The organism is Pseudomonas sp. PvP089, assembly GCF_017875165.1.
Classification (GTDB): Bacteria; Pseudomonadota; Gammaproteobacteria; order Pseudomonadales; family Pseudomonadaceae; genus Aquipseudomonas; species Aquipseudomonas fortuita.
On the sequence record NZ_JAGGME010000001.1, the window covers coordinates 5,750,222 to 5,774,386 of the forward strand.

General features: G+C 63.3%; 26 protein-coding genes and 1 tRNA gene. 13 read left to right on the forward strand and 14 right to left on the reverse strand.

The features are described 5' to 3' along the window. Positions 1–15 precede the first annotated feature (15 nt). The 6 genes from nusB to nrdR form a co-directional block, all read right to left on the reverse strand. Positions 16–516 (reverse strand): transcription antitermination factor NusB, encoded by a 501-nt coding sequence (gene nusB, locus J3A71_RS26225; RefSeq protein WP_016484698.1) that lies wholly within the window; start codon positions 514–516, stop codon positions 16–18. After that, positions 513–989 (reverse strand): 6,7-dimethyl-8-ribityllumazine synthase, encoded by a 477-nt coding sequence (gene ribE / locus J3A71_RS26230; protein ID WP_003255395.1) that lies wholly within the window; start codon positions 987–989, stop codon positions 513–515. The genes nusB and ribE overlap by 4 nt, the downstream gene beginning before the upstream one ends. A gap of 91 nt (positions 990–1,080) precedes the next feature. Next, positions 1,081–2,172 (reverse strand): bifunctional 3,4-dihydroxy-2-butanone-4-phosphate synthase/GTP cyclohydrolase II, encoded by a 1,092-nt coding sequence (gene ribBA / locus J3A71_RS26235; protein WP_016484697.1) that lies wholly within the window; start codon positions 2,170–2,172, stop codon positions 1,081–1,083. Between the two features lie 18 nt (positions 2,173–2,190). Then, positions 2,191–2,856: a riboflavin synthase gene (locus J3A71_RS26240; RefSeq protein WP_016484696.1), complete on the reverse strand. Its 666-nt coding sequence runs from the start codon at positions 2,854–2,856 to the stop codon at positions 2,191–2,193. 42 nt (positions 2,857–2,898) lie between these two features. Continuing rightward, positions 2,899–4,029: a bifunctional diaminohydroxyphosphoribosylaminopyrimidine deaminase/5-amino-6-(5-phosphoribosylamino)uracil reductase RibD gene (gene ribD, locus J3A71_RS26245; RefSeq protein WP_096425520.1), complete on the reverse strand. Its 1,131-nt coding sequence runs from the start codon at positions 4,027–4,029 to the stop codon at positions 2,899–2,901. Between the two features lie 2 nt (positions 4,030–4,031). Beyond that, complete coding sequence (gene nrdR / locus J3A71_RS26250; RefSeq protein ID WP_003255402.1) at positions 4,032–4,496, reverse strand: transcriptional regulator NrdR; 465 nt, start codon at positions 4,494–4,496, stop codon at positions 4,032–4,034. A gap of 106 nt (positions 4,497–4,602) precedes the next feature. Here nrdR and J3A71_RS26255 point away from each other — a divergent pair, with 106 nt between their 5' ends. The 3 genes from J3A71_RS26255 to trxA are packed head-to-tail and all read left to right on the forward strand — an operon-like array spanning position 4,603 to position 6,619. Next, entirely contained in the window at positions 4,603–5,055 is a 453-nt protein-coding gene (locus J3A71_RS26255) for a YbaY family lipoprotein (RefSeq protein WP_016484694.1), read from the forward strand. After that, positions 5,056–5,715: a 50S ribosomal protein L11 methyltransferase gene (locus J3A71_RS26260; RefSeq protein WP_096425518.1), complete on the forward strand. Its 660-nt coding sequence runs from the start codon at positions 5,056–5,058 to the stop codon at positions 5,713–5,715. It begins immediately after the preceding gene. Between the two features lie 31 nt (positions 5,716–5,746). After that, entirely contained in the window at positions 5,747–6,619 is an 873-nt protein-coding gene (gene trxA / locus J3A71_RS26265; RefSeq protein WP_209952679.1) for a thioredoxin, read from the forward strand. Between the two features lie 136 nt (positions 6,620–6,755). On the opposite strand, the gene J3A71_RS26270 is transcribed toward trxA, so the two are convergent. Next, positions 6,756–7,100 (reverse strand): hypothetical protein, encoded by a 345-nt coding sequence (locus tag J3A71_RS26270; protein WP_016484691.1) that lies wholly within the window; start codon positions 7,098–7,100, stop codon positions 6,756–6,758. Positions 7,101–7,230: 130 nt separating this feature from the next. Between J3A71_RS26270 and J3A71_RS26275 the strand changes: the two genes are divergently transcribed. The 5 genes from J3A71_RS26275 to J3A71_RS26295 all read left to right on the forward strand — a co-directional run bounded on the left by J3A71_RS26275 (position 7,231) and on the right by J3A71_RS26295 (position 11,214). Then, positions 7,231–7,806, forward strand: a complete 576-nt coding sequence (locus J3A71_RS26275) for a DUF2796 domain-containing protein (protein WP_209952676.1) — start codon at positions 7,231–7,233, stop codon at positions 7,804–7,806. Next, positions 7,807–8,517: an ABC transporter ATP-binding protein gene (locus J3A71_RS26280; protein ID WP_016484689.1), complete on the forward strand. Its 711-nt coding sequence runs from the start codon at positions 7,807–7,809 to the stop codon at positions 8,515–8,517. Continuing rightward, entirely contained in the window at positions 8,517–9,782 is a 1,266-nt protein-coding gene (locus tag J3A71_RS26285) for an ABC transporter permease (RefSeq protein ID WP_209952673.1), read from the forward strand. The genes J3A71_RS26280 and J3A71_RS26285 overlap by 1 nt, the downstream gene beginning before the upstream one ends. 126 nt (positions 9,783–9,908) lie before the next feature. Continuing rightward, positions 9,909–10,421, forward strand: coding sequence for a DUF3299 domain-containing protein (locus tag J3A71_RS26290; RefSeq protein WP_095116981.1), 513 nt, complete (start codon positions 9,909–9,911; stop codon positions 10,419–10,421). A gap of 109 nt (positions 10,422–10,530) precedes the next feature. Beyond that, a complete protein-coding gene (locus tag J3A71_RS26295; RefSeq protein ID WP_014589498.1) occupies positions 10,531–11,214 on the forward strand; it encodes an OmpW family outer membrane protein in 684 nt (227 codons plus the stop codon). Here J3A71_RS26295 and J3A71_RS26300 read toward each other — a convergent pair. Continuing rightward, on the reverse strand, positions 11,202–12,407 hold the full coding sequence (locus tag J3A71_RS26300) for an MFS transporter (RefSeq protein WP_102668041.1): 1,206 nt from the start codon (positions 12,405–12,407) through the stop codon (positions 11,202–11,204). The two genes, J3A71_RS26295 and J3A71_RS26300, sit on opposite strands and share 13 nt — an antisense overlap. A gap of 102 nt (positions 12,408–12,509) precedes the next feature. Here J3A71_RS26300 and J3A71_RS26305 point away from each other — a divergent pair, with 102 nt between their 5' ends. Then, positions 12,510–12,953, forward strand: coding sequence for a helix-turn-helix domain-containing protein (locus J3A71_RS26305; protein ID WP_070086749.1), 444 nt, complete (start codon positions 12,510–12,512; stop codon positions 12,951–12,953). Between the two features lie 131 nt (positions 12,954–13,084). Here J3A71_RS26305 and J3A71_RS26310 read toward each other — a convergent pair whose 3' ends face one another. Together J3A71_RS26310 and J3A71_RS26315 are read right to left on the reverse strand one after the other, a co-directional pair. Beyond that, positions 13,085–14,017 carry an NAD-dependent epimerase/dehydratase family protein gene (locus J3A71_RS26310; RefSeq protein WP_102668040.1) on the reverse strand — a complete coding sequence of 311 codons (933 nt, stop codon included), beginning with the start codon at positions 14,015–14,017 and terminating at the stop codon, positions 13,085–13,087. Then, a complete protein-coding gene (locus tag J3A71_RS26315) occupies positions 14,010–14,894 on the reverse strand; it encodes a sugar nucleotide-binding protein (protein WP_024717608.1) in 885 nt (294 codons plus the stop codon). Before J3A71_RS26315 ends, J3A71_RS26310 begins: the two co-directional genes overlap by 8 nt. A 238-nt stretch (positions 14,895–15,132) precedes the next feature. Here J3A71_RS26315 and J3A71_RS26320 point away from each other — a divergent pair, with 238 nt between their 5' ends. Together J3A71_RS26320 and J3A71_RS26325 are read left to right on the forward strand one after the other, a co-directional pair. Continuing rightward, positions 15,133–16,194: a hypothetical protein gene (locus tag J3A71_RS26320; protein ID WP_095116979.1), complete on the forward strand. Its 1,062-nt coding sequence runs from the start codon at positions 15,133–15,135 to the stop codon at positions 16,192–16,194. Between the two features lie 16 nt (positions 16,195–16,210). Then, positions 16,211–17,005, forward strand: a complete 795-nt coding sequence (locus tag J3A71_RS26325) for a TSUP family transporter (protein ID WP_024717609.1) — start codon at positions 16,211–16,213, stop codon at positions 17,003–17,005. 75 nt (positions 17,006–17,080) lie between these two features. Here the strand turns inward: J3A71_RS26325 and J3A71_RS26330 are convergent, their stop codons facing one another. After that, positions 17,081–17,890, reverse strand: coding sequence for a helix-turn-helix transcriptional regulator (locus J3A71_RS26330; RefSeq protein ID WP_209952671.1), 810 nt, complete (start codon positions 17,888–17,890; stop codon positions 17,081–17,083). A 178-nt stretch (positions 17,891–18,068) separates the two neighbouring features. Here J3A71_RS26330 and J3A71_RS26335 point away from each other — a divergent pair, with 178 nt between their 5' ends. After that, positions 18,069–19,511 carry an alanine/glycine:cation symporter family protein gene (locus J3A71_RS26335; protein WP_060519285.1) on the forward strand — a complete coding sequence of 481 codons (1,443 nt, stop codon included), beginning with the start codon at positions 18,069–18,071 and terminating at the stop codon, positions 19,509–19,511. A gap of 63 nt (positions 19,512–19,574) precedes the next feature. Beyond that, a complete protein-coding gene (locus J3A71_RS26340) occupies positions 19,575–20,573 on the forward strand; it encodes an asparaginase (protein WP_016484678.1) in 999 nt (332 codons plus the stop codon). 106 nt (positions 20,574–20,679) lie between these two features. Here J3A71_RS26340 and J3A71_RS26345 read toward each other — a convergent pair. From J3A71_RS26345 to selA, 3 genes are all read right to left on the reverse strand, one after another. Then, positions 20,680–20,775, reverse strand: a tRNA-Sec gene (locus tag J3A71_RS26345). A 6-nt stretch (positions 20,776–20,781) separates the two neighbouring features. Then, entirely contained in the window at positions 20,782–22,704 is a 1,923-nt protein-coding gene (selB, locus tag J3A71_RS26350; RefSeq protein WP_102667668.1) for a selenocysteine-specific translation elongation factor, read from the reverse strand. Further along, complete coding sequence (gene selA / locus J3A71_RS26355) at positions 22,701–24,128, reverse strand: L-seryl-tRNA(Sec) selenium transferase (protein WP_060519289.1); 1,428 nt, start codon at positions 24,126–24,128, stop codon at positions 22,701–22,703. Before selA ends, selB begins: the two co-directional genes overlap by 4 nt. Between the last annotated feature and the right edge of the window lie 37 nt (positions 24,129–24,165).

The following is a 24,165-nucleotide window of genomic DNA, read 5'->3' on the forward strand; positions in this document are numbered from 1 at the left end:
TCGGCAGCGCCAGAATCAGCGCTTGTTCGCCTTGACTTCGGCTTCACGCAGCGACGGAGCCAGCTTGTCCAGCACGCCGTTGACGAACTTGTGGCCGTCGGTGGCACCAAAGACCTTGGCCAGCTCGACACCTTCGTTGATCACTACGCGGTACGGTACGTCGACGCGCTTGATGAACTCCCAGGTGGACAGACGCAGCACGGCCAGCTCGACCGGGTCGAGCTCTTCCAGCGTCATGGTCATGCAAGGCGCCAGGGCCTTGTCGATTTCGCCCTTGCTTGCCGGAACCCCATGCAGGATTTCACGGAAATAGGCACCGTCGACATCGGTGAAATCGTTATCCACCCGGAACTGCGCTTCGATCTCGTTCAGCGAATGCTGCGCCATGTGCCACTGGTACAGTGCCTGGGTCGCGAGCTTGCGGGCTTCGCGGCGCTTGGCGCTCTTCGAGGGCTTGCCGGCATCCGCAGGTTTTGGATCGCGCGGGTTGAAACGATCGCTTTCGTCGCTAATCACTTGGCCTCCAACTGCGCCAGCAGGCTGACCATTTCCAGTGCGGACAGGGCAGCTTCAGCACCTTTGTTGCCGGCCTTGGTGCCGGAACGCTCGATGGCTTGCTCGATGGAGTCGACGGTCAGTACGCCGAAGGCCACTGGAACACCGAACTCCATGGACACCTGGGCCAGGCCCTTGGTGCATTCGCCCGCCACGTATTCAAAGTGCGGGGTACCGCCACGGATCACGGCGCCCAGGGCGATGATCGCGTCGTAGGCGCCTTGCTGGGCGACCTTCTGTGCTACCAGCGGGATTTCAAATGCGCCCGGGGCACGGATGATGGTGATGTCGCTTTCGCTGACACCGTGGCGTACCAGGGCATCAACGGCACCGCTTACCAGGCTTTCAACGACGAAGCTGTTGAAGCGGCCAACCACCAAAGCATAGCGACCTTTGGGGGCGATGAAGGTACCTTCGATGGTCTTCAGGGTCATTCCGATATTCTCATCTTCAAGAGCGAGGCCGCATACAAGCGGCCTCGACAGGGGTCTGGACTCGAGCAGAGGGCGTCAATGCCGCCTCAAGTCACTCGGAGGGCACGTATTCTACAACTTCCAGATCGAATCCGGATATCGCGTTGAACTTCATCGGCGAACTCATCAGGCGCATCTTGCGCACACCGAGGTCGCGCAGGATCTGCGAACCGGCACCCACGGTGCTGTAGGTAGTCGGTGCCTTGGCGGGTGCATCGCCCGCGCTTTCGCGGATGTGGGCCAGCAACACGTCGCCGTCCAGCGGGTGACCCAGCAGCAGCACCACGCCACTGCCAGCCTCGGCCACGGCAGCCATGGCAGCACGCAGGCTCCAGCGGCCTGGCTGCTTGACCAGCAACAGGTCGCGCAGCGGGTCCATGTTGTGCACACGCACCAGGGTAGGCTCTTCGGCGCAGATCTTGCCCAGGGTCAGGGCCATGTGCACGTCGCCTTCGACCGCGTCGCGGTAGGTGACCAGGTTGAACTCGCCCAGCTCGCTCTCCACCGGCTGCTCGGAAACACGCTGCACGGTGCGCTCGTGGATCATGCGGTAGTGGATCAGGTCGGCGATGGTGCCGATCTTCAAGCCGTGCTCGGCGGCGAACACTTCCAGCTCGGCGCGACGCGACATGGTGCCGTCGTCGTTCATCACTTCGCAGATCACGCCGCTTGGCTCGAAACCGGCCATGCGTGCGAGGTCGCAGGCGGCTTCGGTGTGGCCGGCACGGGCCAGGGTACCGCCGGGCTGGGCCATCAGCGGGAAGATGTGGCCAGGGCTGACGATGTCTTCGGCCTTGGCGTCCTTGGCAGCGGCGGCCTGCACGGTGCGTGCTCGGTCGGCGGCGGAAATGCCGGTGGTGACGCCTTCGGCGGCTTCGATCGATACGGTGAACTTGGTGCCGAAGCCCGAGCCGTTGCGCGGCGCCATCAGCGGCAGCTTCAGCGTTTCGCAACGCTCGCGGGTCATCGGCATGCAGATCAGGCCACGGGCGTGCTTGGCCATGAAGTTGATATGTTCGGGCAGGCAGCATTCGGCCGCCATGATGATATCGCCTTCGTTCTCGCGGTCTTCGTCATCCATGAGGATGACCATTTTGCCCTGGCGGATGTCTTCGACCAGTTCTTCGATGCTGTTGAGCGCCACGCGGCACCCCCTTCTCAATCAGGATTTCAAGAAGCCGTTGGCGGCCAGGAAGCTTTCGGTAATGCCACTGCCCTTGCTCGGTTCGGCAGCCTTGTCACCCAGCAGCAAGCGCTCCAGGTAACGGGCCAGCAGGTCGACCTCAAGGTTTACCCGACGCCCTGCGCGGTAGTCGGCCATGATGGTTTCGGACAGGGTGTGCGGGACAATGGTCAGCTCGAACTCGGCGCCATTGACCTCATTGACCGTCAGGCTGGTGCCGTCGACGGTGATCGAACCCTTGTGGGCGATGTACTTGGCCAGCTCCTTGGGTGCACGCACACGGAACTGGATGGCGCGGGCGTTATCGCTGCGCGAGATGATTTCGCCGACGCCGTCGACATGGCCGCTGACCAGGTGCCCGCCCAGACGGGTGGTGGGGGTCAGGGCCTTTTCCAGGTTGACCTTGCTGCCGCTCTTGAGGTCGATGAATGCGGTGCGTTTGAGGGTTTCGACGCTGACATCGGCCCAGAAGCCATTGCCCGGCAGTTCGACGGCGGTCAGGCACACACCGTTGACGGCGATGCTGTCGCCGAGCTTGACGTCGCCCAGGTCAAGCTTGCCGGTGTCGACGTGGACGCGCACATCCCCCCCCTTGGGGGTGAGGCTGCGGATGGTGCCGATGGATTCGATGATGCCGGTGAACATGGGGTCTTCCTCAAAAACGGTTTGCACGGGGCAAGCCCGGCATTATACGCCGGGCGCCGGCAGGGGGATGGCCGTGACCCGCCAGTCATCGCCCACTGCGCGCATTTCGGTAATTTTCAATCGCGGCGCTTCGCTCATCTTGTCCAGCGGCCACTCCAGCAATGGGCGGGCGTCGGAGCCGAGGAAGGTGCCAGCGACGAACAGCTGATACTCGTCGATCAGGCCTTGGCGGGCAAAGGCGCCGACCAGGCCGGCACCGGCTTCCAGGAGGATTTCGTTGACGCCGCGGGCGGCCAGGGCCTGCAACAGCGCCGCAAGGTCGACCTGGCCATTGTCGCCCGGCAAGCTGAGCAGTTCGTGGCCGGCAGCGGCATAGCGCGGGTCATCTGCGACAGCGGTCACCACCAGTGCCGGGCCGGCCAGGAAGAACGGCGCAGCCAGTGGCAGGCGCAGGCGGCCATCGACCAGCACTCGCAGCGGGGTGCGGCTGAGTGCCAAGGCGGTGGTTTCGGCGTCCAGGCCCAGCTCGGCGCCACGTACGGTCATGCGCGCATTGTCGGCCAGCACACTGGCAGCGCTGGTCAGCACCACGCTGGCACGGGCACGCAGGCGCTGCACCGCCGAACGGGCAGCGGGGCCGGTGATCCACTGGCTTTCGCCGCTGGCCATCGCGGTGCGGCCATCCAGGCTCATGGCCAGCTTGGCGCGCACGAACGGCAGGCCGTGTTCCATACGCTTGAGAAAGCCTGGGTTGAGCGCGCGGGCCTCGGCTTCGAGCACGCCACTGGCCACTTCGATGCCAGCCTCGGCCAGGCGCCGCAGGCCCTGCCCCGCCACTTGCGGGTTAGGGTCCTGCATGGCTGCCACCACCCGCGCCACGCCAGCCTTCACCAGTGCTTCGGCGCACGGCGGCGTGCGGCCATGGTGGCTGCACGGCTCGAGGGTAACGTATGCACAGGCGCCACGGGCACGCTCACCGGCCTGGCGCAGGGCATGCACCTCGGCATGTGGCTCGCCAGCACGCACATGCCAGCCTTCGCCCACCACTTCGCCATCGCGCACGATCACGCAACCTACGCGCGGGTTGGGGTGGGTGGTGTACACGCCCTTACGCGCCAGCTGCAGCGCGCGGGCCATGTAGTGGGCGTCAAGGATGGCGGCTTGGCTGGGCATGTTCACTCTTTAGCCGGCTCACGGGCCAGGCGGTCGATTTCTTCGCGGAACTCGTCGAGGTCCTGGAAGCGTCGGTACACCGAGGCAAAGCGGATATAGGCCACCTCGTCGAGCTTGCGCAGCTCGGCCATGACCATTTCTCCCACCACCAGCGATTTGACTTCGCGCTCGCCAGTGGCACGCAAGCGGCTTTTGATGTGCGCCAGCGCCGCTTCCAGGCGCTCGACGCTGACCGGGCGCTTTTCCAGCGCCCGCTGCATGCCGGCGCGCAGCTTTTCTTCGTCGAAAGGCTGGCGCGTGCCGTCCTGCTTGATCAGCCGGGGCAGCACCAGTTCGGCGGTTTCGAAGGTGGTGAAGCGCTCGCCACAGGCCACGCATTCGCGGCGGCGGCGCACCTGCTCGCCCTCGGCAACGAGGCGAGAGTCAATGACCTTGGTGTCGTTGGCACCGCAAAAGGGACAGTGCATGGTGGCAGGCAACAAAAAAAGGGAGGGCCATGGTAGCGCATTGCACTGGCAAGACAAGCCAAAGGGGTTAACATCCATGGGAAATCTGCCCGTGAAGGACGACCCCATGCACTACCGAGCGCTCGTTGTGCTGTGCTGCGCCGCCCTGCTCGCTGCCTGCGGCAGCGACAGGCCGAAAACCGATACGCCCCCGGCGCCCACGCCAACCCGCTCGGCCAAACCGGCCGAAGTACTGGGCCCGCTGCCGGCCTACCAGCGCGAACTGAGCGGCACCTTGCTGGAAATCCCGGCAGGTGCCGACGTGGAACTGGCCTTGCTGGTCATCGACGAACGCGACCGCCCGCAACGCCTGCTGGCCAGCAGCAACCTGACCGGCACCGGCCAGGCCCTGCCCTACCACCTGCGCTTCAACCCCGAAGCGTTCCCGGCCGGCGCGCGGGTCGAGCTGCGTGGCCGCGCCAGCAGCTCCGGCCAGTTGATCATGCACCTGCCACCGGTGCGTATCAGCCAGGCCCAAACCCAAGCCACCGGCCCGCTGCGTTTCGAGAAGGCGCCGTAAGTGGTACCCGTGGCCCTGCAACAGGCCCTCAGCGGCCTGATCGGCGAAGCGCGCCTGATCGTCAGCGAGCTGCCCGGCTGTGACCTGAAGCTGTGGTTGATCGACGACCAGAACATGGACCGCGCCTTCAGCAGCGAAGAAACCCGGCGCATCCTTGAAGAGCCGCCCTACTGGAGTTTTTGCTGGGCCAGTGGCCTGGCCATGGCCCGCTACCTGGCCGAGCGCCCGGAGTGGGTGGCCGGCAAGCGCGTGCTGGACTTTGGCGCCGGCTCAGGTATCGCCGGTATTGCCGCCGCGCGCGCCGGTGCATTGGAAGTGGTGGCCTGCGACCTCGACCCGCTGGCCCTCGATGCCTGCCGCGCCAATGCCGCGCTGAATGGGGTCGAGCTTAATTACAGCAGTGACTTTTTTGCCGAGGACGACCGCTTCGACCTGATCCTGGTCGCCGATGTGCTGTACGACCGCGCCAACCTGCCGCTGCTGGACGCCTTCCTCGGCCGCGGCCGCCAAGCGCTGGTGGCCGACTCGCGCGTACGCAACTTCTGCCACCCGCTGTACCAACAGCTGGGCGTGCTCGAAGCGCTGACCCTGCCGGACCTGGCCGAGCCACACGAATTCCGCAGGGTCAGCCTGTACCACGCCAGCCGCGACGCCTTATAGTGGTGCCATTCACGAGTTTGCGAGAGTCGCGATGACCCAAGACACGCCTTACATTTTCGACGCTACCGATGCCACCTTCCAGCAACTGGTAATCGAGAACTCCTTCCACAAGCCGGTGCTGGTGGACTTCTGGGCCGAGTGGTGCGCGCCCTGCAAGGCACTGATGCCGTTGCTGGCCAAGATCGCCGAGGGTTACCAGGGCGAGCTGCTGCTGGCCAAGATCAACTGCGACGTGGAGCAACAGGTGGTTGCCCAGTTCGGCATTCGCAGCCTGCCGACCGTCGTGCTGTTCAAGGACGGCCAGCCGGTGGACGGTTTTGCCGGGGCTCAGCCGGAATCGGCGATTCGCGCCATGCTCGAGCCGCACGTGCAGATGCCCGCTGCACCCGTCGCTTCGCCGCTGGAGCAGGCCAAGGCGCTGTTTGCCGAAAGCCGCTTTGCCGAAGCCGAAGCGTTGCTGCAGGCACTGGTGGGTGAGGACAACAGCAACGCCGAGGCGCTGATCCTGTACGCCCGCTGCCTGGCCGAACGTGGCGAGCTGGGCGAGGCCCAGGTGGTGCTGGATGCGGTCAAGACCGACGAGCACAAGGCTGCACTGGCCGGGGCCAAGGCCCAGCTGACCTTCCTGCGCCAGGCCGCCAGCCTGCCAGAAGTGGCAGACCTGAAAAGCCGCCTGGCGCAGAATCCGCAGGATGACGAGGCGGCCTATCAGCTGAGCATTCAGCAGCTGGCGCGCCAGCAGTACGAAGCGGCGCTGGATGGGCTGCTGAAGCTGTTCCAGCGTAACCGTGGCTACGAGAACGGGCTGCCGCAGAAGGCGTTGCTGCAGGTGTTCGAGCTGCTGGGGGGGGATCATCCGCTGGTTGGCGTTTATCGCCGCAAGCTATCGGCGGCGATGTTCTGACCTGGTGGCATTTGCGAGGGCTTCGCCCTCGTTCGCGGGCATGCCCGCTCCAACAGGTGTGCACAGCTCCCAAGCGCGGTGAAATCCTGTGGGGGGCGGGCGCGCCCGCGAAGAGGCCAGAACAGGCAATACCAATTCACCCAACCCAGTGATAGACCGGCGCATCCACGCCACTTTCCACCTTCACCTCACTGCTGTGCCGCAAGCGCACCAGCAGCCGTTTGCCTGCCGCCGTGCTTCCCGCCAGCCCTTCCAGCCGGTCCAGCAACTCCGGCCCGCTCATCTGCCCGGCAAGGCGCAACACATCACGCGCGGCGGTCCATTGCCCGTCATCCTGGCGCGGTGCCGCCACTGTAGGCGTCGCAGCACCTTGAACCACTGCAGGCACCTCGATTTGCTTACCCAGTTGCGCCCACTCTTCAGGCGCCAGCTCGATGGTCAGGTCCACCGGCCAGTCACCAATCTGTCCACGAATTCTCATGATGCGTTCCTTGAGCCCAAGTCAATGCAGCCATGCTACCGCAACATGAAACCTTAGCCACGCAGGCTGGCGGCGCGCAGAAAAGTTGTTATAACATAACTCAATCTTCCAGCCCGCTCCGGAGTCGTCCATGCGTCGCCTGCTGCTCGCCCTGCCCTTCGCCTTGCTGCCACTGGCCGTGGCCCATGCCCACGATGACCATGATCATGATCACGCCCATGGTACGCTCGGCGCCCACGAGCATGGCGTGGCCAAGCTCAACGTCGTGCTCGATGGCAACACCCTTGAGCTGGAGCTGGACAGCCCGGCGATGAACCTGGTGGGCTTCGAGCATGCCGCAAGCAGTGATGCCGACAAGGCCAAGGTAGCTGCCGTGCACCAGCAACTCGAACAACCCCTCAAGCTGTTCGGCCTTTCTGCAGCAGCACACTGCAAGGAAGAACAGCAGGAACTGGAAAGCCCGTTGTTCGGTGACGCCGCGAAAGCTGACGACGATGACGATGAACACGCGCATGGCCACCCGCACAGCGACATCGGCGTCCATTACCAACTGACCTGCGCCAACCCCGAAAAACTCACACAGTTCGACCTGACGCCCCTGTTCAAGGCCTTCCCGGCCACCCAGAAAATCAACGTGCAACTGATCGGCCCCAACGGCCAGAAAGGCGTGGAAACCACGCCTGCCAAGGCAGTGGTCGCCTTCTGAATGAACCAGCCGCTGATCGAACTGCATGACCTGGTGTTCGCCTGGCCAGGTCAGCCGCCGCTGCTGGCTATTCCGGCATTCCACCTGGACGCGGGTGAAGCCCTGTTTCTCAAGGGCCCCAGCGGCAGTGGCAAAACCACTTTGCTGGGCCTGTTGGGCGGGGTGAACGTGCCGGCGCAGGGCAGCATCCAGTTGCTCGGGCAGGACCTCGGCAAGCTGGGCCAGGGTGCCCGTGACCGCTTTCGGGTCGATCACACGGGCTACATTTTCCAGCAGTTCAACTTGCTGCCATTCCTCTCGGTACGTGAGAACGTCGAGCTGCCCTGCCGCTTCTCGCGCAGCCGCAAGGCACGCGCCGAGCAGCGCCACGGCAGTGTCGACCAGGCCGCAAGCACGCTGCTCGCCCACTTGGGCCTGGACGACCCGGCCCTGCTCGCCCGCCGCGCCGACAGCCTGTCGATCGGCCAGCAGCAGCGCGTCGCCGCTGCCCGCGCCCTGATCGGTCAGCCGGAGCTGGTGATTGCCGACGAACCGACCTCGGCGCTGGATGCTGACACACGCGAAGCGTTCATCCGCCTGCTGTTCGATGAGTGTCGCGCTGCCGGCACCAGCTTGCTGTTCGTCAGCCACGACCAGAGCCTGGCGCCCCTGTTCGACCGTCACCTTTCCCTGGCCGACCTCAACCGCGCCGCCAAGCCCCGGGAGGCCTGATGTACCTGCTCCGCCTTGCCCTGGCCAGCCTGGCCAACCGCCGCTTCACCGCCTTTCTCACCGCCTTTGCCATCGCCCTTTCGGTGTGCCTGCTGTTGGCCGTGGAGCGCGTTCGCACCGAAGCTCGCGCCAGCTTCGCCAGCACCATCAGCGGCACCGACCTGATCGTCGGCGCCCGTTCCGGTTCGGTGAACCTGCTGCTGTATTCGGTGTTTCGCATTGGCAACGCGACCAACAACATCCGTTGGGAAAGCTTCCAGCACTATGCGCAGGACCCGCGAGTGAAATGGGCGATCCCGATCTCGCTGGGCGATTCGCACCGCGGCTACCGAGTGATGGGCACCACGACGGATTACTTCAGCCATTACCAGTACGGCCGCCGCCAGCATCTGGAACTGAGCCAGGGGCGTGAGTTCGCCAGCGACCCGTTCGAGGTGGTGCTCGGCGCTGAAGTGGCCGAGGCGTTGCACTACAAGCTGGGTGACAAGCTGGTGCTGGCCCACGGCGTGGCCGCCATCAGCCTGGTCAAGCATGATGACAAGCCATTCACCGTGGTCGGTGTGCTCAAGCGCACCGGCACACCGGTCGACCGCACCCTGCATATCAGCCTGGGCGGTATGCAGGCCATCCATATCGACTGGCACAACGGCGTACCCGCCCGTGGCGCTGGGCGCATCAGCGCCGAGCAGGCACGCACGATGGACCTGCAACCCGCAGCCATTACCGCGTTCATGCTGGGCCTTAACAACAAGATCGCGACTTTCAGCCTGCAGCGCGAGATCAACGAGTACCGCAGCGAGCCGTTGCTGGCAATCCTCCCGGGCGTGGCCCTACAGGAGCTATGGAGCCTGATGGGCACGGCGGAACAAGCGTTGTTCGTGGTCTCGCTGTTCGTGGTGCTGACCGGCTTGATTGGCATGCTCACGGCAATTCTCACCAGCCTCAACGAGCGCCGCCGGGAGATGGCGATCTTGCGGTCGGTCGGGGCCAGGCCGTGGCATATCGCGGGGCTGCTGGTACTGGAAGCGCTGTCACTGGCAGCGGTCGGGATCGTGGCCGGGCTTGGCTTGCTGTATGCGGGGATTGCCCTGACGCAGGGGTACGTGCAGGCCAACTATGGTTTGTATTTGCCACTGGCTCTGCCGAGCGCACATGAATGGACCTTGCTGGCTATCATCCTGGGGGCTGCGTTGCTGATGGGCAGCGTGCCGGCGTGGCGGGCTTATCGGCAGTCGCTGGCCGATGGCCTGTCCATACACCTCTGAGTGCGCGTAATGATCAGACACCTCACCGCCTGCTTCGCGGGCACGCCCGCTCCCACAGGGTTCTCCACTAGCCTCAGGCCTTGTAGAGGACCTGTGGGAGCAGGCATGCCCGCGAAGAGGCCGGCCATGCGCATGCTGCTGGCCCTGCTGTTGCTGGTGGCGATGCCTCTTTGGGCCGCCGAACCCAAGGAGCTGGACTGGCCCGCCCTGATCCCCGAAGGCGCCCCAGTCATCCCGCCACAACTGGCGCCGCTGCACGACATGTCACAGCTCAGCAACGCCCTGGCTGCCGAATCTGCCCCGCCCGCGCGTCAGCAGGCCCCCGACGCCCCGGTGGTGAAAAGCCTCGACGGCCAACAGGTCAAGCTGCCTGGCTACATCGTGCCACTGGAGGTCAGCGAAGAAGGCCGCACCACCGAATTCCTGCTGGTCCCTTATTACGGTGCGTGCATCCATGTGCCGCCGCCACCGTCGAATCAGATCGTGCACATTTTCAGCGAGATGGGCGTGCGTGTCGAAGACCTCTACCAGCCCTACTGGATCGAGGGAAAGCTGCAGGTTAGAGCCTCCAGCAGCGAACTGGCCGACGCCGGCTATCAGATGGAAGCCGAGAAAATCTATGTTTATGAGCTGAGATGAGAACTGTTTCGAATTCGTGAAGACGCTTCTTTGAGCTGGGTCAAACTTTCTGTTTAACCACCTCCGTACCATTGGACTACTCGATTAATAACGTCCTTTGGGAGCTTCCATGAACAAGTCCTTGCTCGGCGCCTCGCTTGTGGCCCTTGCGCTCGCCGCCCCTGCCGCCCACGCCTATCAGGCGGGGGACATGATCTTGCGCGCAGGCGCAATCACCACTGCCCCGAACGAGAGCAGCGGCGACCTGAAGTTCGACGGCAACAAAGTGTCGGGCACTAAAGCGACCCTGGACAGCGACACCCAGCTGGGCCTGACCTTTGCCTACATGCTCACCGACCACATCGGCCTGGAACTGCTGGCAGCCACCCCGTTCAAGCACACCGTCGGCGTAAAAGGCCTGGGCGGCGGGCTGGACGGCAAACTGGCCGACATCAAGCAACTGCCACCGACCCTGTCGCTGCAGTACTACCCGATGGAGCCGAATTCGCGTTTCCAGCCATACGCCGGCGTGGGTATCAACTACACCCTGTTCTTTGACGAAGACCTGAGCAGCGCGCGCAAGCAACAAGGCTTCAGCAACCTCAAGCTGCAGGATTCGGTAGGTATCGCCGGCCAACTGGGTATGGATTACATGCTGACCGACAACCTGCTGGTCAACGCCTCGGTCTGGTATGTCGACATCGACACCAAGGCCAGCGTCAACGGCCCGACCGCGCTGGGTTACAGCAAGACCAAGGTCGACGTCGACGTCGACCCGTGGGTGTACATGGTCGGCCTTGGCTACAAGTTCTGACCTGAACACTGCAGGGCGGCTTCGGCCGCCCTCGCGCGTTGCAACCAGAGCCAGTAGCCCAGCGCTGCCGCACTGAAGGCCATGCCAAGCCCACACACCGCAGCCCACCCCCAATGGGCATGCACCCAACTCGCAAGCACCGCCCCCAGCCCGCTGCCAAGCGAATAGCAGCACATGTAGGCACCGATCAAGCGGCTGGCCATCGCGCCGCGCCCTACCAGTAACAGGCTCTGGTTGGTGACATGCACCGCCTGCACGGCAAAGTCCAGCATCAGCACGCCTAGCACAAAGGCTATCAGGGACTGCCCGACAAAAGCGGTGGGCAACCACGACAGCGTCAGCAGCGCCAGCGCCAACCCGGTGGTGCGCTCTCCCAGCCCCCTGTCGGCCAAGCGACCGGCGCGCGCTGCCGCCAGAGTACCTGCAACACCTGCCAGGCCGAACAGGCCAATTTCGGTATGGCTCATAGCCAATGGCGCAGCACTGAGGGGCATGACCATGGCGCTCCACAGCACGCTGAACGCGGCAAAGATCAATACCCCAAACACCCCGCGCTGGCGCAGCAGCGTGTCTTCCCGATACAAACGGAACTGGGACACGAGCATCGCCCGGTAGCCAGGCCGGTGCATCAACGGCTGCCTGCTGGGCAGGCTGCGCCACAGCACCACGGCCAGTAACATCAGCAGCCCTGCGGCAACCAGATAAACACTTCGCCAACCGGCCAGGTCGGCTAGCCCGCCCGCCACCAGCCGCGCCAACAGAATCCCCAGCACAATGCCACTGGTGACGGTGCCCACGGCCTGCCCTTGCTCGCCAGGCGAGGCGAGGCTGGCCGCATGCGCCACCATTACCTGGACCATGACGGCCATCAGCCCGGTAATGGCCAAGGCCAGCAGTAACATCGCCCAGTTCGGCGCCATGCCCACGCCGACCAGCGCCAGCGCCGAGAACAACAACTGCCCGAGCAACAGGCGCTTGCGATCGACCAAGTCCCCCAGAGGCACGATCAGCAGTAGCCCGAGGGCGTAGCCTGCCTGGGTGGCGCCGACCGCCCAGCCAATCTGCTGCTGCGCCACCCCCAGGTCGGCAGCCATCGACTCGAGCAGAGGCTGGGCGAAGTAAATCGTCGCCACCGCCATGGCGCTGGTGGTGGCAAGCAACAGGAATATCCAGCGTGTCAGCGAAGGTGTCATAAGGCCGGCCTCGTCCATCTGGTTTCGATTTGAAACCACATACTGGCTATTTAGCAAATGTGGTTTTAATCTGCAACCAGATAATCAACACAGGTTTGACCCATGCTCGATGAAAACAATGCGCAGTGCCCCGTAGCCCGGGCGCTGGAGGTGCTGGGTGATCGCTGGGCACTGATGATCCTGCGCGATGCCTTTGACGGGCTGCGGCGGTTCAGTGAATTTCAGAAGAACCTGGGGCTGGCCAAGAACATCCTCGCCTCGCGGCTCAAGCTGCTGGTGGAGAGCGGATTACTGGCGCTGCAGCCGGCATCGGATGGCTCTGCCTACAAGGAATATGTGCTGACCGAGAAAGGGCTGTCGGTGTTTCCGGTGGTGGTTGGCTTGAGGCAGTGGGGGGAGCGATACCTGTTTGAAGCGGGGGAAGCGCGTTCTGAATTGTTCGAGGCTGCCAAAGGGCAGGCCATCGAGACATTGCAGGTGCGCGCTTTGGATGGGCGGGTACTGGGGGCCGAGGATTGCCTGCGCAGGGTTGTGCGGCATGGGTGATTTTTGGGGCTGCTGCGCAGCCCATCGCGACACAAGGCCGCTCCCACACTGAGCGCAAGTCAATTGGCTGCACGCTGTCCCTGTGGGAGCGGCCTTGCGTCGCGAAAGGGGCGCAAAGCGCCCCCAGGGGCTCAGTGTTTACCGAGAAGCTTGGCCAGGCCCTCGACCATCGACGTCGCCTGCGGAAACTCGAACCGCGCCAGCAACCGCTGGTTATCCGCCCGCGAATGGCGAATGTCACCGGCACGCGCCGCCACATGCGTAATCGCCGGCAAGCTGCCCACCACCTTCTCAAGCGCCACCAGCAACTGGTTCAGCGAGGTAGCCTGGTTGAGGCCGATGTTCACCGCCCCCTCCTCGACCTGCGGCTGCTCCAGCGCCTGCACCATCACCTGCACCAGGTCGCCCACGTAGAGGAAGTCGCGGGTCTGCTCGCCATCGCCGAAGAGGGTGATCGGCAAGCCCTGCACTGCGCGCTCGCAGAAGATGCTGATTACCCCGGAATACGGTGAGGACGGGTCCTGGCGTGGCCCGAAAATGTTGAAGAAGCGGAACACCACCGGCTCCAGCCCATGCTGACGGCGGTAGAAGTCCAGGTACTGCTCACTGGCCAGCTTGTCCACGGCATAGGGGGTCAGCGGCGCCTTGGGCGTGTCTTCGGCAATCGACTCGCCTTCGCCATTGTTGCCGTACACCGCCGCACTGGAGGCGAACAACACCCGGCGCAGACCCTGCACGCGCATGGCTTCGCACACGTTCAGGGTGCCAATGAAGTTGCTCTGGTGGGTACGCACCGGGTCTTCGACCGAGGCCTGTACCGAGGCCACCGCCGCCAGGTGCACCACGGCACTGCAGCCTGCCGCGGCCTGCATGACCAGCCCGGCGTCGGCGACATCGCCTTCGATCAGTTCCAGACGCGGGTGGCCAACCTGCAGGTTGCTGCGCCGGCCGGTGGAGAAGTCGTCGAGAATGCGTACGGCGTAGCCTTTGTCCAACAACGCATCGCACAGGTGGGAGCCAATGAAGCCGGCACCGCCGGTGATCAGGATGGGGGCGTCAGCCATGGCGGTAGAACCGGTCCAGTAGAGGCGGCAGGCCGGCGCGCCAGGCGCGCGGCTTGATGCCGAAGGTATGAAGGATTTTCTTGCAGGCCAGTACAGCGTTCTGCGGCTCTTCGCTGGCATCCGGCCGTGCGGCATGGGCCTGCGGTGTGGGCGCCTGCACCGCCAGCTGGCGGTGTTGGCCTGCTTCGGTAAGAATCGCCTGGCCCAGCGCCAGCGGCGTGGTCGCCTCGTTGCCGGCGTAATGGTAAGTGCCCCACAGCGGCGCACTGCAATCGAGTTGCTTGAGCACCGACAGAATCACCCGTGCGGCATCGTCGACCGGTGTCGGGTTGCCACGCCGGTCATCGGCCAGCAGCAGCTCCTGCGGTTGCTCGGCACGGGTCAGGAAGCGGCCCAGCGAGCCGTCGATGCTCTCGTCGAGCAACCAGCCGAAGCGCAGCAGTACGTGCTGCGGACAGGTCGCGCGCACACTCTGCTCGATGCGCCACAAGGCCTGGCCACGCAGGCCCAGCGGCACGGGCTCGTCCTTTTCGCTGTAGGCCGTTGCCCGCGAACCATCGAATACCCGGTAGCTGGAAGGTTGCACCAGGGTGATCTGGTGGTGCTGGCACAGCTCTGCCAGCCGCTCCACTGCCCGCTCCTGTTGAGCCAGGCGTTGCTCGCTGACCGACTCGGCCTGGAACCAGTCGAAGTAATAGGCCAGGTTGACCAAGGCGTCGGGGCGGTGATCGTCGAGCAACTGAGTGAGGTTGGCCGGCGTCCAGCCATTCTCGGGAGGGCGCGGCGCCAGGAAAGCAATGTCCTCCTCGGCCCCAAGACGAATCAGCGCTTGCCCGAGGGCATTGCCACCACCCAACAGCATTAGGCGCATACGCATAGAGTCAGCAGATCCGAGAGGTTGATGAAGGAAAGGGGTCATTTTGCGGTTTCCGGGCGGGGAAGTCCAACCCTGAGGCTGACAGCACTACCCACCCAAGACGATTCCTACCACACCCATAGACATTCCCTACAGCTCGCAAGGGCTCCACCTTACATCATCGGTAAAAGGTCTCTGGCTAAATAGTCTCCGCCCTAACAAGAAGAGTCACCTTTACCTACATACAAGGAGAATAAAAATGGAAGGGGTAAACGCTAAGGCCGGAACCGAGATCCTTCATCTCACATTTAGTAAAATGCAAGCCAGCATACTTGATCACGGCTCACGACAAACTGCCGCTGTCGGCGGCCCAGATGTCGCGGGAGCTGCTGCCCTATCTGCCTGTCAGGCAAAAATCTTGAAGAATTCACTGGATGACGCACAGCTTGCTTTGCTAGAAATATTTGCCTCCGGAAAAGCAGCAGCACTTGAATTCGCTGCAATGAAAGTTCCTAACGTGGGCCCTGTACCGAGCGAGCTGGCAGACATTGATATTTTGAAGATCGATCCGGTTACCGTCTATATGGCCTCACGAAACCAGATTCTTTTGAGCCTTGTCGACTACCGCTCATTCGCTTTTGATATCGACAATGGCGGTATGCAAGTACGGCTTGTTGGAAATTTCAAAGGTGGCGGAGTGCGATTGCTACCGAATGAACTCAACCTGCATCAAGCCGAACTGAGCTCCCATGCAGGCGTTCAACTGGGCCCACACACTGAACCTCCTTACAACTGCTCAGTTCAGTTCGAGGGTGAGCATCCCCCTGCTCCAAGCGCATTGATCCTGAGTGCAAGATGGAATCCATTACAGGAACCGACCAAACTCATACCCGTGCGCAATGCGATCTCAAATCTCAACGGCCTTGAGGCACTGGCGCTATCTTCCAAGTCATTCTGCTTTACCCGCAGCGACTGCTTCGTGAAGGATGAGAGTCAGGCGACGATCGCAAATTCGATTCTTCAGTTCGATGTTAGAGGCGATTTCACCCTCCGATATAGCAGCTATAGGCACTCACTGCATGATGAAGCTAACCATTCGACACGACAGGCTTATCAAACATTGCGAGACTTGCTGGACAAAGAGCAACCCTACGATTTCCTGCCAAGCCCCGACTCTGCACTATTGATCAATAATTGCCAGGCACTTCACGCCCGCGACGTCATCAAGGACAACCGCAGACTGCTGGTTCGACTATTTGGGTACTCACCTGATGCCCGGCCTGTGATTTTACAACAAGACCCATTGATCGTACGCGGCTAAGGCGGGGAAAAGAAAAGTGGAGATTGAAGTTTCAATACTCTTGGCGCTGGCCTCTGTCGCCTTGCTCGCCGGTTTTTTTGATGCGATAGCAGGAGGCGGAGGATTACTCACGTTACCAGCTTTTTTCATTGCAGGTGTCGACCCATTGGCTGCAATGGCTACCAATAAATTTCAGGCCTCTTCAGCAAGTGTTTCAGCAGTGTGGGCGTTCGCCCGAAAGAGAATGATCCAGTGGCGGACTGGCTGGCCGATGGCCGCTTTGTCGTTCGCGGGGGGCGTTACAGGCGCGTTGTCGATCAGCATGCTCGATAAAGCGCTCCTCGAGTCAATTGTCCCCATCTTGCTAATTACAGTAGCCGGCTATTTTACGTTCAGCCCCAAGCTTGGTACCAAGGATCGTCGGCAGAGGATGTCGTATCTGGGCTTCACGCTGGCAGTTGCGCCAGTCATTGGTTTCTACGACGGGATCTTTGGACCAGGCACGGGTTCGTTTTTCATGGTCGCTTTCACCTTACTCTTGGGTCAGCATCTTATGCAGGCGATCTGCAACAGCAAATTGCTCAATGCATCCTGCAACCTAGGCGCCCTTTCAGTCTTTGCCTTTAGCGGCGCAATCATCTGGCCTTTAGCCCTGGCAATGGCGCTTTGTGCCATTGTTGGCGCCCAACTCGGCGCACGTTGCGCTATCTACTTCGGACCACGGCTAATCAAGCCACTGCTGATCACTGTTTGCTGCTTGATGTCCTTGAAGCTTTTACTCGATGAGGGGCGTCCGGCTGGGGAGTGGTTGCGGCAACTTAGTCTTTTCTGAACAGTCATTGAGCCGGGAGCACCGCCCCTTTCCAACAGGGAGGCCCCGGCAACAAGACCCGTACAGGCACTCAATCTATTCAATCTCAAACAAGCTGTTGCGCAACGGCCCCACACTCAACCGCTCACGCACATCATCATCTATTCGCGGATCATCCGGGCGGTACAGTTTCACCTGCCGATATGCATTGATGCGATTGATCTCCTCGCCCAGGTACTCCCACACCCCCCGGGTGCAGGCCGGGTTGCGCCGGTCGCCGCTGGAAACCCCGGCCTTGAGGCCGTTCAGGCGGGTGATGCGGCTTTTGAAGCTGGGGATGAGAATGGTCTGGCTCATTTCGTTGAAGGTGAGCGACTCGTAGTCGATGAGGAACACCCGGTCCTGCAGCTGGAACGCCGCGCCCAGGTAGCGGCAGCGCACCTCGGCATGCTGGTCCGTGGCACTGGAACGTTCCTGGCGCTCCTGGCGCTCGAACAGGAAACGGCCGCGCTCCTCCCACAGGTGCACCAGCGAGACCAGGATCGTGCCCGGCACCGACATGCAGTTGGAATACTCGAAGTAATAACCGCAATAGCGCGACAGGTTGCCCGCATGGTCATGCAGCGGGCGGAACAGTTCGCTGATCGGGTCGCTGGGCTGCTCGGCAGGGGTCGACACCCGCGCACCGATCAGCCGGGCGAACTGCTCGGCCGGCAGGTTCAACTCGTAATCCTCGACCCCGAAGAAATCGCCAATGCGCTTGAGGTTGAAAGCCGTCGGACGGCTCTGCCCGCTCAGGTACTTGTTGAACTGAGCGCGGTTGATCGAGAGCTGCCGGCAAACTTCGGAGATAGAGCGGTAGTGGCTGCAGGCCAGTTTGAGGTTGGTGGCGAAATGCTCACTCATGTGCGGAACCCAGGTGACGCGAATGGCGCCATTGTAGCATCAACTAGCATCAACTCAGAGCAACCCGCGAAATTGTAACCACTCTTGTCATGGCCAACCATTCCCCCCAACGCAAAGCGGTGCGCCTGCCGTCCGCTGGTCTTTCCACACGAAGAATAAGAATCGAGGTCATTTTCCAATGCTCGAAGTACTCAACGATTTCCTTTCGGGGAAACTCCTCATCGTGCTGATCGTAGGGCTGGGTAGCTACTTCACTATCCGTTCGCGTTTCGTGCAGTTCCGCCATTTCGGCCACATGTTCACCGTTTTCAAGGAATCGCTGCGTGGCCAGGCAGGCCAGCTGAGCTCCTTCCAGGCTCTGATGCTCAGCCTGGCCGGCCGCGTAGGTGCCGGTAACATTGCCGGTGTCGGTATTGCCGTGACCCTGGGTGGCCCGGGCGCCGTGTTCTGGATGTGGGTCACCGCACTGGTGGGCATGTCCAGCAGCTTCTTCGAGTGCACCCTGGCACAGGTCTACAAGCGTGCAGACGGCGACGGCCTGTACCGTGGCGGCCCGGCGTACTACATCCAGCACGGCCTGAAGCGCAAAAGCATGGCCATCGTGTTCTCGATCCTGCTGCTGGTCACCTACGGCTTCGCCTTCATCGGCCTGCAGTCGTACACCGTGACCCATTCGCTGCAGAACGCCTTCAACTTTGCCCCAAGCCAGACCGGCATCGTCCTGGCAGTGCTGCTGGCCATCACCTTCATCGGCGGCATCAAGCGCATCGCCGCCGTGTCGGACCTGCTGGTCCCGATCAAGACCCTGGCCTACATCGGCGTGACCCTGTACGTGATCGGCACCCAGATCGAACACGTGCCGGCCATGCTCGAAACCATCTTCAAGAGCGCCTTCGGCCTCGACCCGGCGTTCGGCGGCCTGCTCGGCAGCGCCATCGTCATGGGCGTGAAGCGTGGCGTGTTTGCCAACGAAGCGGGCCTGGGCAGCGCACCGAACGTGGCCGCCGTGGCCGCCGTCAAACACCCGGGCGCCCAGGGCGTGGTCCAGGCCTTCAGTGTGTTCCTCGATACCTTCGTGATCTGCACCTGCACCGCGCTGCTGATCCTGCTGTCGGGCTTCTACACCCCAGGCTTCGAGGGTGACGGCATTGTCCTGACCCAGAACTCGCTGGCTGCCGTGGTCGGTGACTGGGGCCGTGTGTTCGTCAGCGTGGCGCTGTCGCTGTTCGTGTTCACCTGCATTCTCTACAACTACTATCTGGGCGAAAACAGCCTGCAGTTCCTCACCCGCAACCGTGTGGTGCTGATGGTGTTCCGTGGCCTGGTGCTGGCACTGGTGGTGTGGGGCTCGATGCAGGACCTGTCGACCGTGTTCGCCTTCGCCGACATCACCATGACCTGCCTGGCTTTCGTCAACCTGGTGGCCCTGGCCCTGCTGTTCAAGGTCGGCCTGCGCGTCATGCGTGACTACGACGACCAGCGCAAAGCCGGCATCGGCCAGCCTGTGTTCGATTCGTCCAAGTTCGCCGACCTGGACCTGGACCGCAATGCCTGGCCTGCCAATCCGCAGGTGGAAACAGCCGCTGACAAAGCAGCCGTCCAGGCTCAGCCGCAGCGCTGATATCCTCCCCTGCCCAGCCGCCCCTTCCGCGGGCGGCTTTTCTTTCTCCGCTCACCGCTACGGATGTTTTCCATGCGTGCAGTCAAGAATCTTCTCGTTCTCTACACCGGTGGCACCATCGGCATGCTCGAAACCCCGGAAGGCCTGGCGCCGGCCGGTGGCTTCGAAGCGCGGATGCGCGAACACTTCGCCCACATGGCCGATGCGCCCCGGCTGCAATGGACCTTGCAGGAACTGAACCCGCTGCTCGACAGCGCCAACATGCACCAGCACAACTGGCTGGCGATGCGCGATGCCATCGTCGAAGCCGTGGAGGTGGCAGGCCATGATGGCGTGCTGGTGCTGCACGGTACCGACAGCATGGCTTACAGCGCTGCGGCGTTATCGTTCTTGCTGCTGGGTTTGCCAGTGCCGGTGCTGCTGACCGGCTCGATGCTGCCGGCAGGTGCCACAGACAGCGATGCCTGGGCCAACCTGTGCGGCGCGTTGCACCAGTTCGAATCCGGCCTGGAGGATGGCGTGCAGCTGTACTTCCATGGCCAGTTGCTGCATGGCTGCCGGGCATCAAAGTTGCGCAGCGAGGCGTTCGATGCCTTTGCTGCGCTGCCGCGCCATCGTGACGGCGAGCGGGCCCATGTTATCCCTGCCGAACTTGGCTACAAGCATCCGCGTCAGCCGGTCAACCTGGCGATCGTGCCGGTGTTCCCCGGGCTGCAGGCCGCGCACCTGCAAGCCTTGATCGACAGTGGTGTGCAGGGCTTGCTGCTGGAGTGCTACGGCAGCGGTACCGGGCCGTCAGATGACCAGGCGCTGCTGAGTGTGCTGAGCGCAGCACGCCAGCACGGCGTGATGCTGGCGGCTATCAGCCAGTGCCCTGAGGGTTCGGTGGTATTCGATACCTATGCGGCGGGTAACCGCTTGCGTGGGGCCGGGCTGGTCAGTGGCGGTGGCATGACCCGTGAAGCGGCGCTGGGCAAGATGGTTGCGCTGCTGGGGGCGGGGTTGGATGTGGATACTGCAGAACAGTGGTTTGCCCTGGATCTGTGTGGGGAGCGGGCTTAGGCTTCACCCTTCAGGGCCTCTTCGCGGGTGAACCCGCTCCCACAGGTACCGTGCAAGTCCCAAGAGCTGTGAAGCGCCCCGTAGAGCCCCGACAGGCGAATGAAAATGGCGGAAGGCAGCGGGAGTCGAACCTGCCCGGGAACGGCTGCCGTCCCCAACCGGGTTTGAAGCCCGGCCGCGCCACCGGGCGCGATTGCCTTCCTTGAACTCAGTGCCTGGCCTGTTGCTGGGCCAGGGCGCTGTCGGCGCGGATGTGACGCTGGTCGGCCACCCTCCGGGTCAGGCCGATGCGGTCGAAATATTCCAGAATCTGCACACTGCGCTTGCGACCGATGCCCAACATATCGCGAAACGCGGCCACCTGCACTATCGGCGTTTCGTTGGCCTGCCCCAGCAACAGCTCTGCCATGCGCTGTAATGTTGCCTCAGGGTAGAACAGGTCACGCACCACCTGATGCACCACACCGAGCCGAGCCAGCTTGCGCAGCAGCAGGCGCACTTCGGCTTCGGCGCAGTTCTCCTCATTTGCCAGGGTCCTGACCCAGGGCGGATCGTACTGCCCCGCCAGCAACTTCGGCTGCAAACGCGCCCACAAAGCACTGTCGGCTTCGCTCAATTGCACCTTGTGATCGGGCAAGTGCATCCAGGGCCCGCTGCTGGCGATGGCGCCGTCATCGAGCAGTTCATCCAGCAGGCTGACGAATGCCGGCCGCTCAAGGGGCAAGGCCGCAAAGCGGCGCAGGCGGTCTCGGTCCGGCCCGAGCTGGTCAGGCTCCTGCTCATGGAACCGCGCCAACTGCTCCACCACCTGTTGCTTCAGCGCCAGCCACTGGCGGTTGGCAAACAGCAGTTGCCCCTGCCGCGTGGCCACCACCCATACATCCTCCGGCAGCTGCCATGTTGCACGCGGGCGATTGAACTGCCGCTCGAGCCGCTGGGGGTCAATACCACCGGGCGCGGTAGCGAGCAGTGCTGGCAAGGCCTGCTCCAGATCCTCGGTATCTCGTAGTACCTGCAACTGGCGCAGGCGCTCATCGCTGCGGCGCTGCCGGCTTGGCGCGAACGGGTCCAGTACTTTGCCGCCCCCCAAAGTGCGCTGGGCACGCTGGTCACGCAGCACCAGGCGATCGCCGTGCACGGCCTGCAACGGCGCATTGAGCAGCAGCTGGGCGAACATGCGCTGGCCCGCCACCAGGGACTCGCCTTCGAGCAAGGCCACGCGGGCGGTTACATCCTGGGTGCCGAGGTGCACGTGTACAGCGCTGAAATGCTCAAACGTGCGGGGCTCGCCCGGCAGCAGGTTCAGCTCGATATCCACCCGCACGCTGGGCGCATGCAGCCACTCAGGCACCAGCCAGTCACCCCGATGCACGTGGTCCAGCGCCAGGCGTTCGGCCGTGATATTCAACGCCACCCGTTGGCCCGCCTCAGCCACCAGCGCGGCCTGGTTCTGCGCATGCAGGCCTCGTACCCGCACCGGTTTGCCGGCCTTGCCCAGCAACAAGGTGTCACCGGCACTGACGCGCCCCGCCAGCGCCGTGCCGGTTACCACCACGCCGGCACCGGTAACCGCGAAAGCACGGTCCACAGCAAGACGAAAACCGCCGCTATCGCTGCGCTGCCGCACCGTGGCTTCGGCCTCCAGCAAGGCCTGACGCAGCGCAGCTACGCCTTCCCCACTGATGCTCGACAATGGAAACTGCTGCGCCCCGGCATAGGGCCCGCGCGCCAGCAGCTCTTCGACTTGCAGCTTAACTTCGGCCACGCGCAAGGGCTCGACGCGGTCGCATTTGCTGATCGCCACCAAAGCCTGGGGAATGCCCAACAGCTCGATGATCGCCAGATGCTCGCGGGTCTGCGGCATGACCCCGTCGTCGGCAGCCACCACCAGCAACACCAGGTCGATACCCTGGGCACCAGCCAGCATGTTGTGGATAAAACGCTCGTGACCCGGCACATCGATGAAGCCGGTCAGCGGTGCACCTTCAACCAGCGCCGCGTAGCGATAGCCCAGGTCAATGGTCATGCCGCGTGCACGCTCCTCCTGACGCTGGTCGCCGGCCTGCCCGGTCAGCGCCTGCAGCAGTGCGGTCTTGCCATGGTCGATATGGCCGGCGGTGCCGACGATCACTGCACCGGCCCCAGTTGCAGGGTGGGTAACTGCGCCAGCCACTCGGCTTCGTCATCCAGTTGGCGCAGGTCCAGCCACAGAGCGTCGTCATCGATACGGCCGAGCACCGGTACCGGCAGGCCGCGCAGCGCCCGCTCCAGCACATGCAGGCTGCGCCCTCGCAACTTCTTCGATACCTGCGGGCGCAGGCACAGGGCTGCACTGGGCAGGCGCGCCACCGGCTGGCTGCCACTGCCGATCATGCCCAGCGCCGGCTCCACGCTGACAGCCCATTGCTCACCGAGGCGAGCCTTGAGCTCAGGGGCCAGGCGTTCGGCCTGGGCCTGTATGTCGGCCTGGCTACGGGTCAACAGACGCAGGCTGGGCAGGCGCTCGGCCAGGCGGTCAGGGTTGCGGTACAGCGCCAGCACCGCTTCGAGTGCAGCGAGGGTGATCTTGTCGACGCGCAGCGCACGCTTGAGTGGGTTTTTCTTGATCCTGGCAATCAAGTCCTTGCGACCGACGATAATCCCGGCTTGCGGCCCGCCCAGCAGTTTGTCGCCGCTGAAGGTGACGATGTCGGCACCGTCGGCCAACGCCTGGCGCACCGTGGGCTCGGCGGGCAAGCCCCAGCGGGTGAGGTCCAACAGGCTGCCACTGCCCAAGTCTTCGAGCAGCGGCAGTTCATGCTGGTGGGCGATGCGCGCCAGCTCGGCCGTGGGTACATGGGTGGTGAAGCCCTGGATGCTGTAGTTGCTGCAATGCACGCGCATCAGCAAGCCGGTGCGCGGGCCGATGGCAGCCTCGTAGTCGCGGGCGTGGGTGCGGTTGGTGGTGCCGATCTCGTGCAACTTTACGCCAGCACGGGCCATGATGTCGGGGATGCGGAATGCGCCGCCAATCTCGATCAGTTCTCCCCGCGAAATGATGCCTTCTTTGCGTGCACCCAAGCTATTGAGCGCCAGCAACACAGCGGCAGCATTGTTGTTGACCACGGTGACGGCTTCGGCACCGGTCAGCTCGCGGATCAGGCCTTCGATCAAGTCATCGCGGTCGCCACGTTTGCCGGTGGCCAGGTCGAACTCCAGGTTGAGCGGATAGCGGGCGGCGGTTTGCATGGCCTCAATGGCTTCTTCCGGTAGCAAGGCGCGGCCCAGGTTGGTGTGCAGCACGGTGCCGGTGAGGTTGAACACGCGGCGGACCTGGCTTCGTTGCTGGGTGGCCAGGCGCTCGCCGGTGCGACCCAAGAGGATTTCGGGGGCCAGTTCGGCGGGGGTGAGTTGGCCTTGCCGGGCGGGTTCGCGCAGGTCGTCTAGCAGTTGGCGCAGCGTATTCAGCACGCCCTCGCGGCCGTGCCGATCGATCAACGGGAGGCAGGCCGGGTGGCGCAGGAGGGTGTCGATGGAAGGCAGGCGTGGGGTGTTATCGGCGAGGCTTGAAGACATCAGGTACTACCTTGAGCTGGTCCGTTGTCTGTTCTGG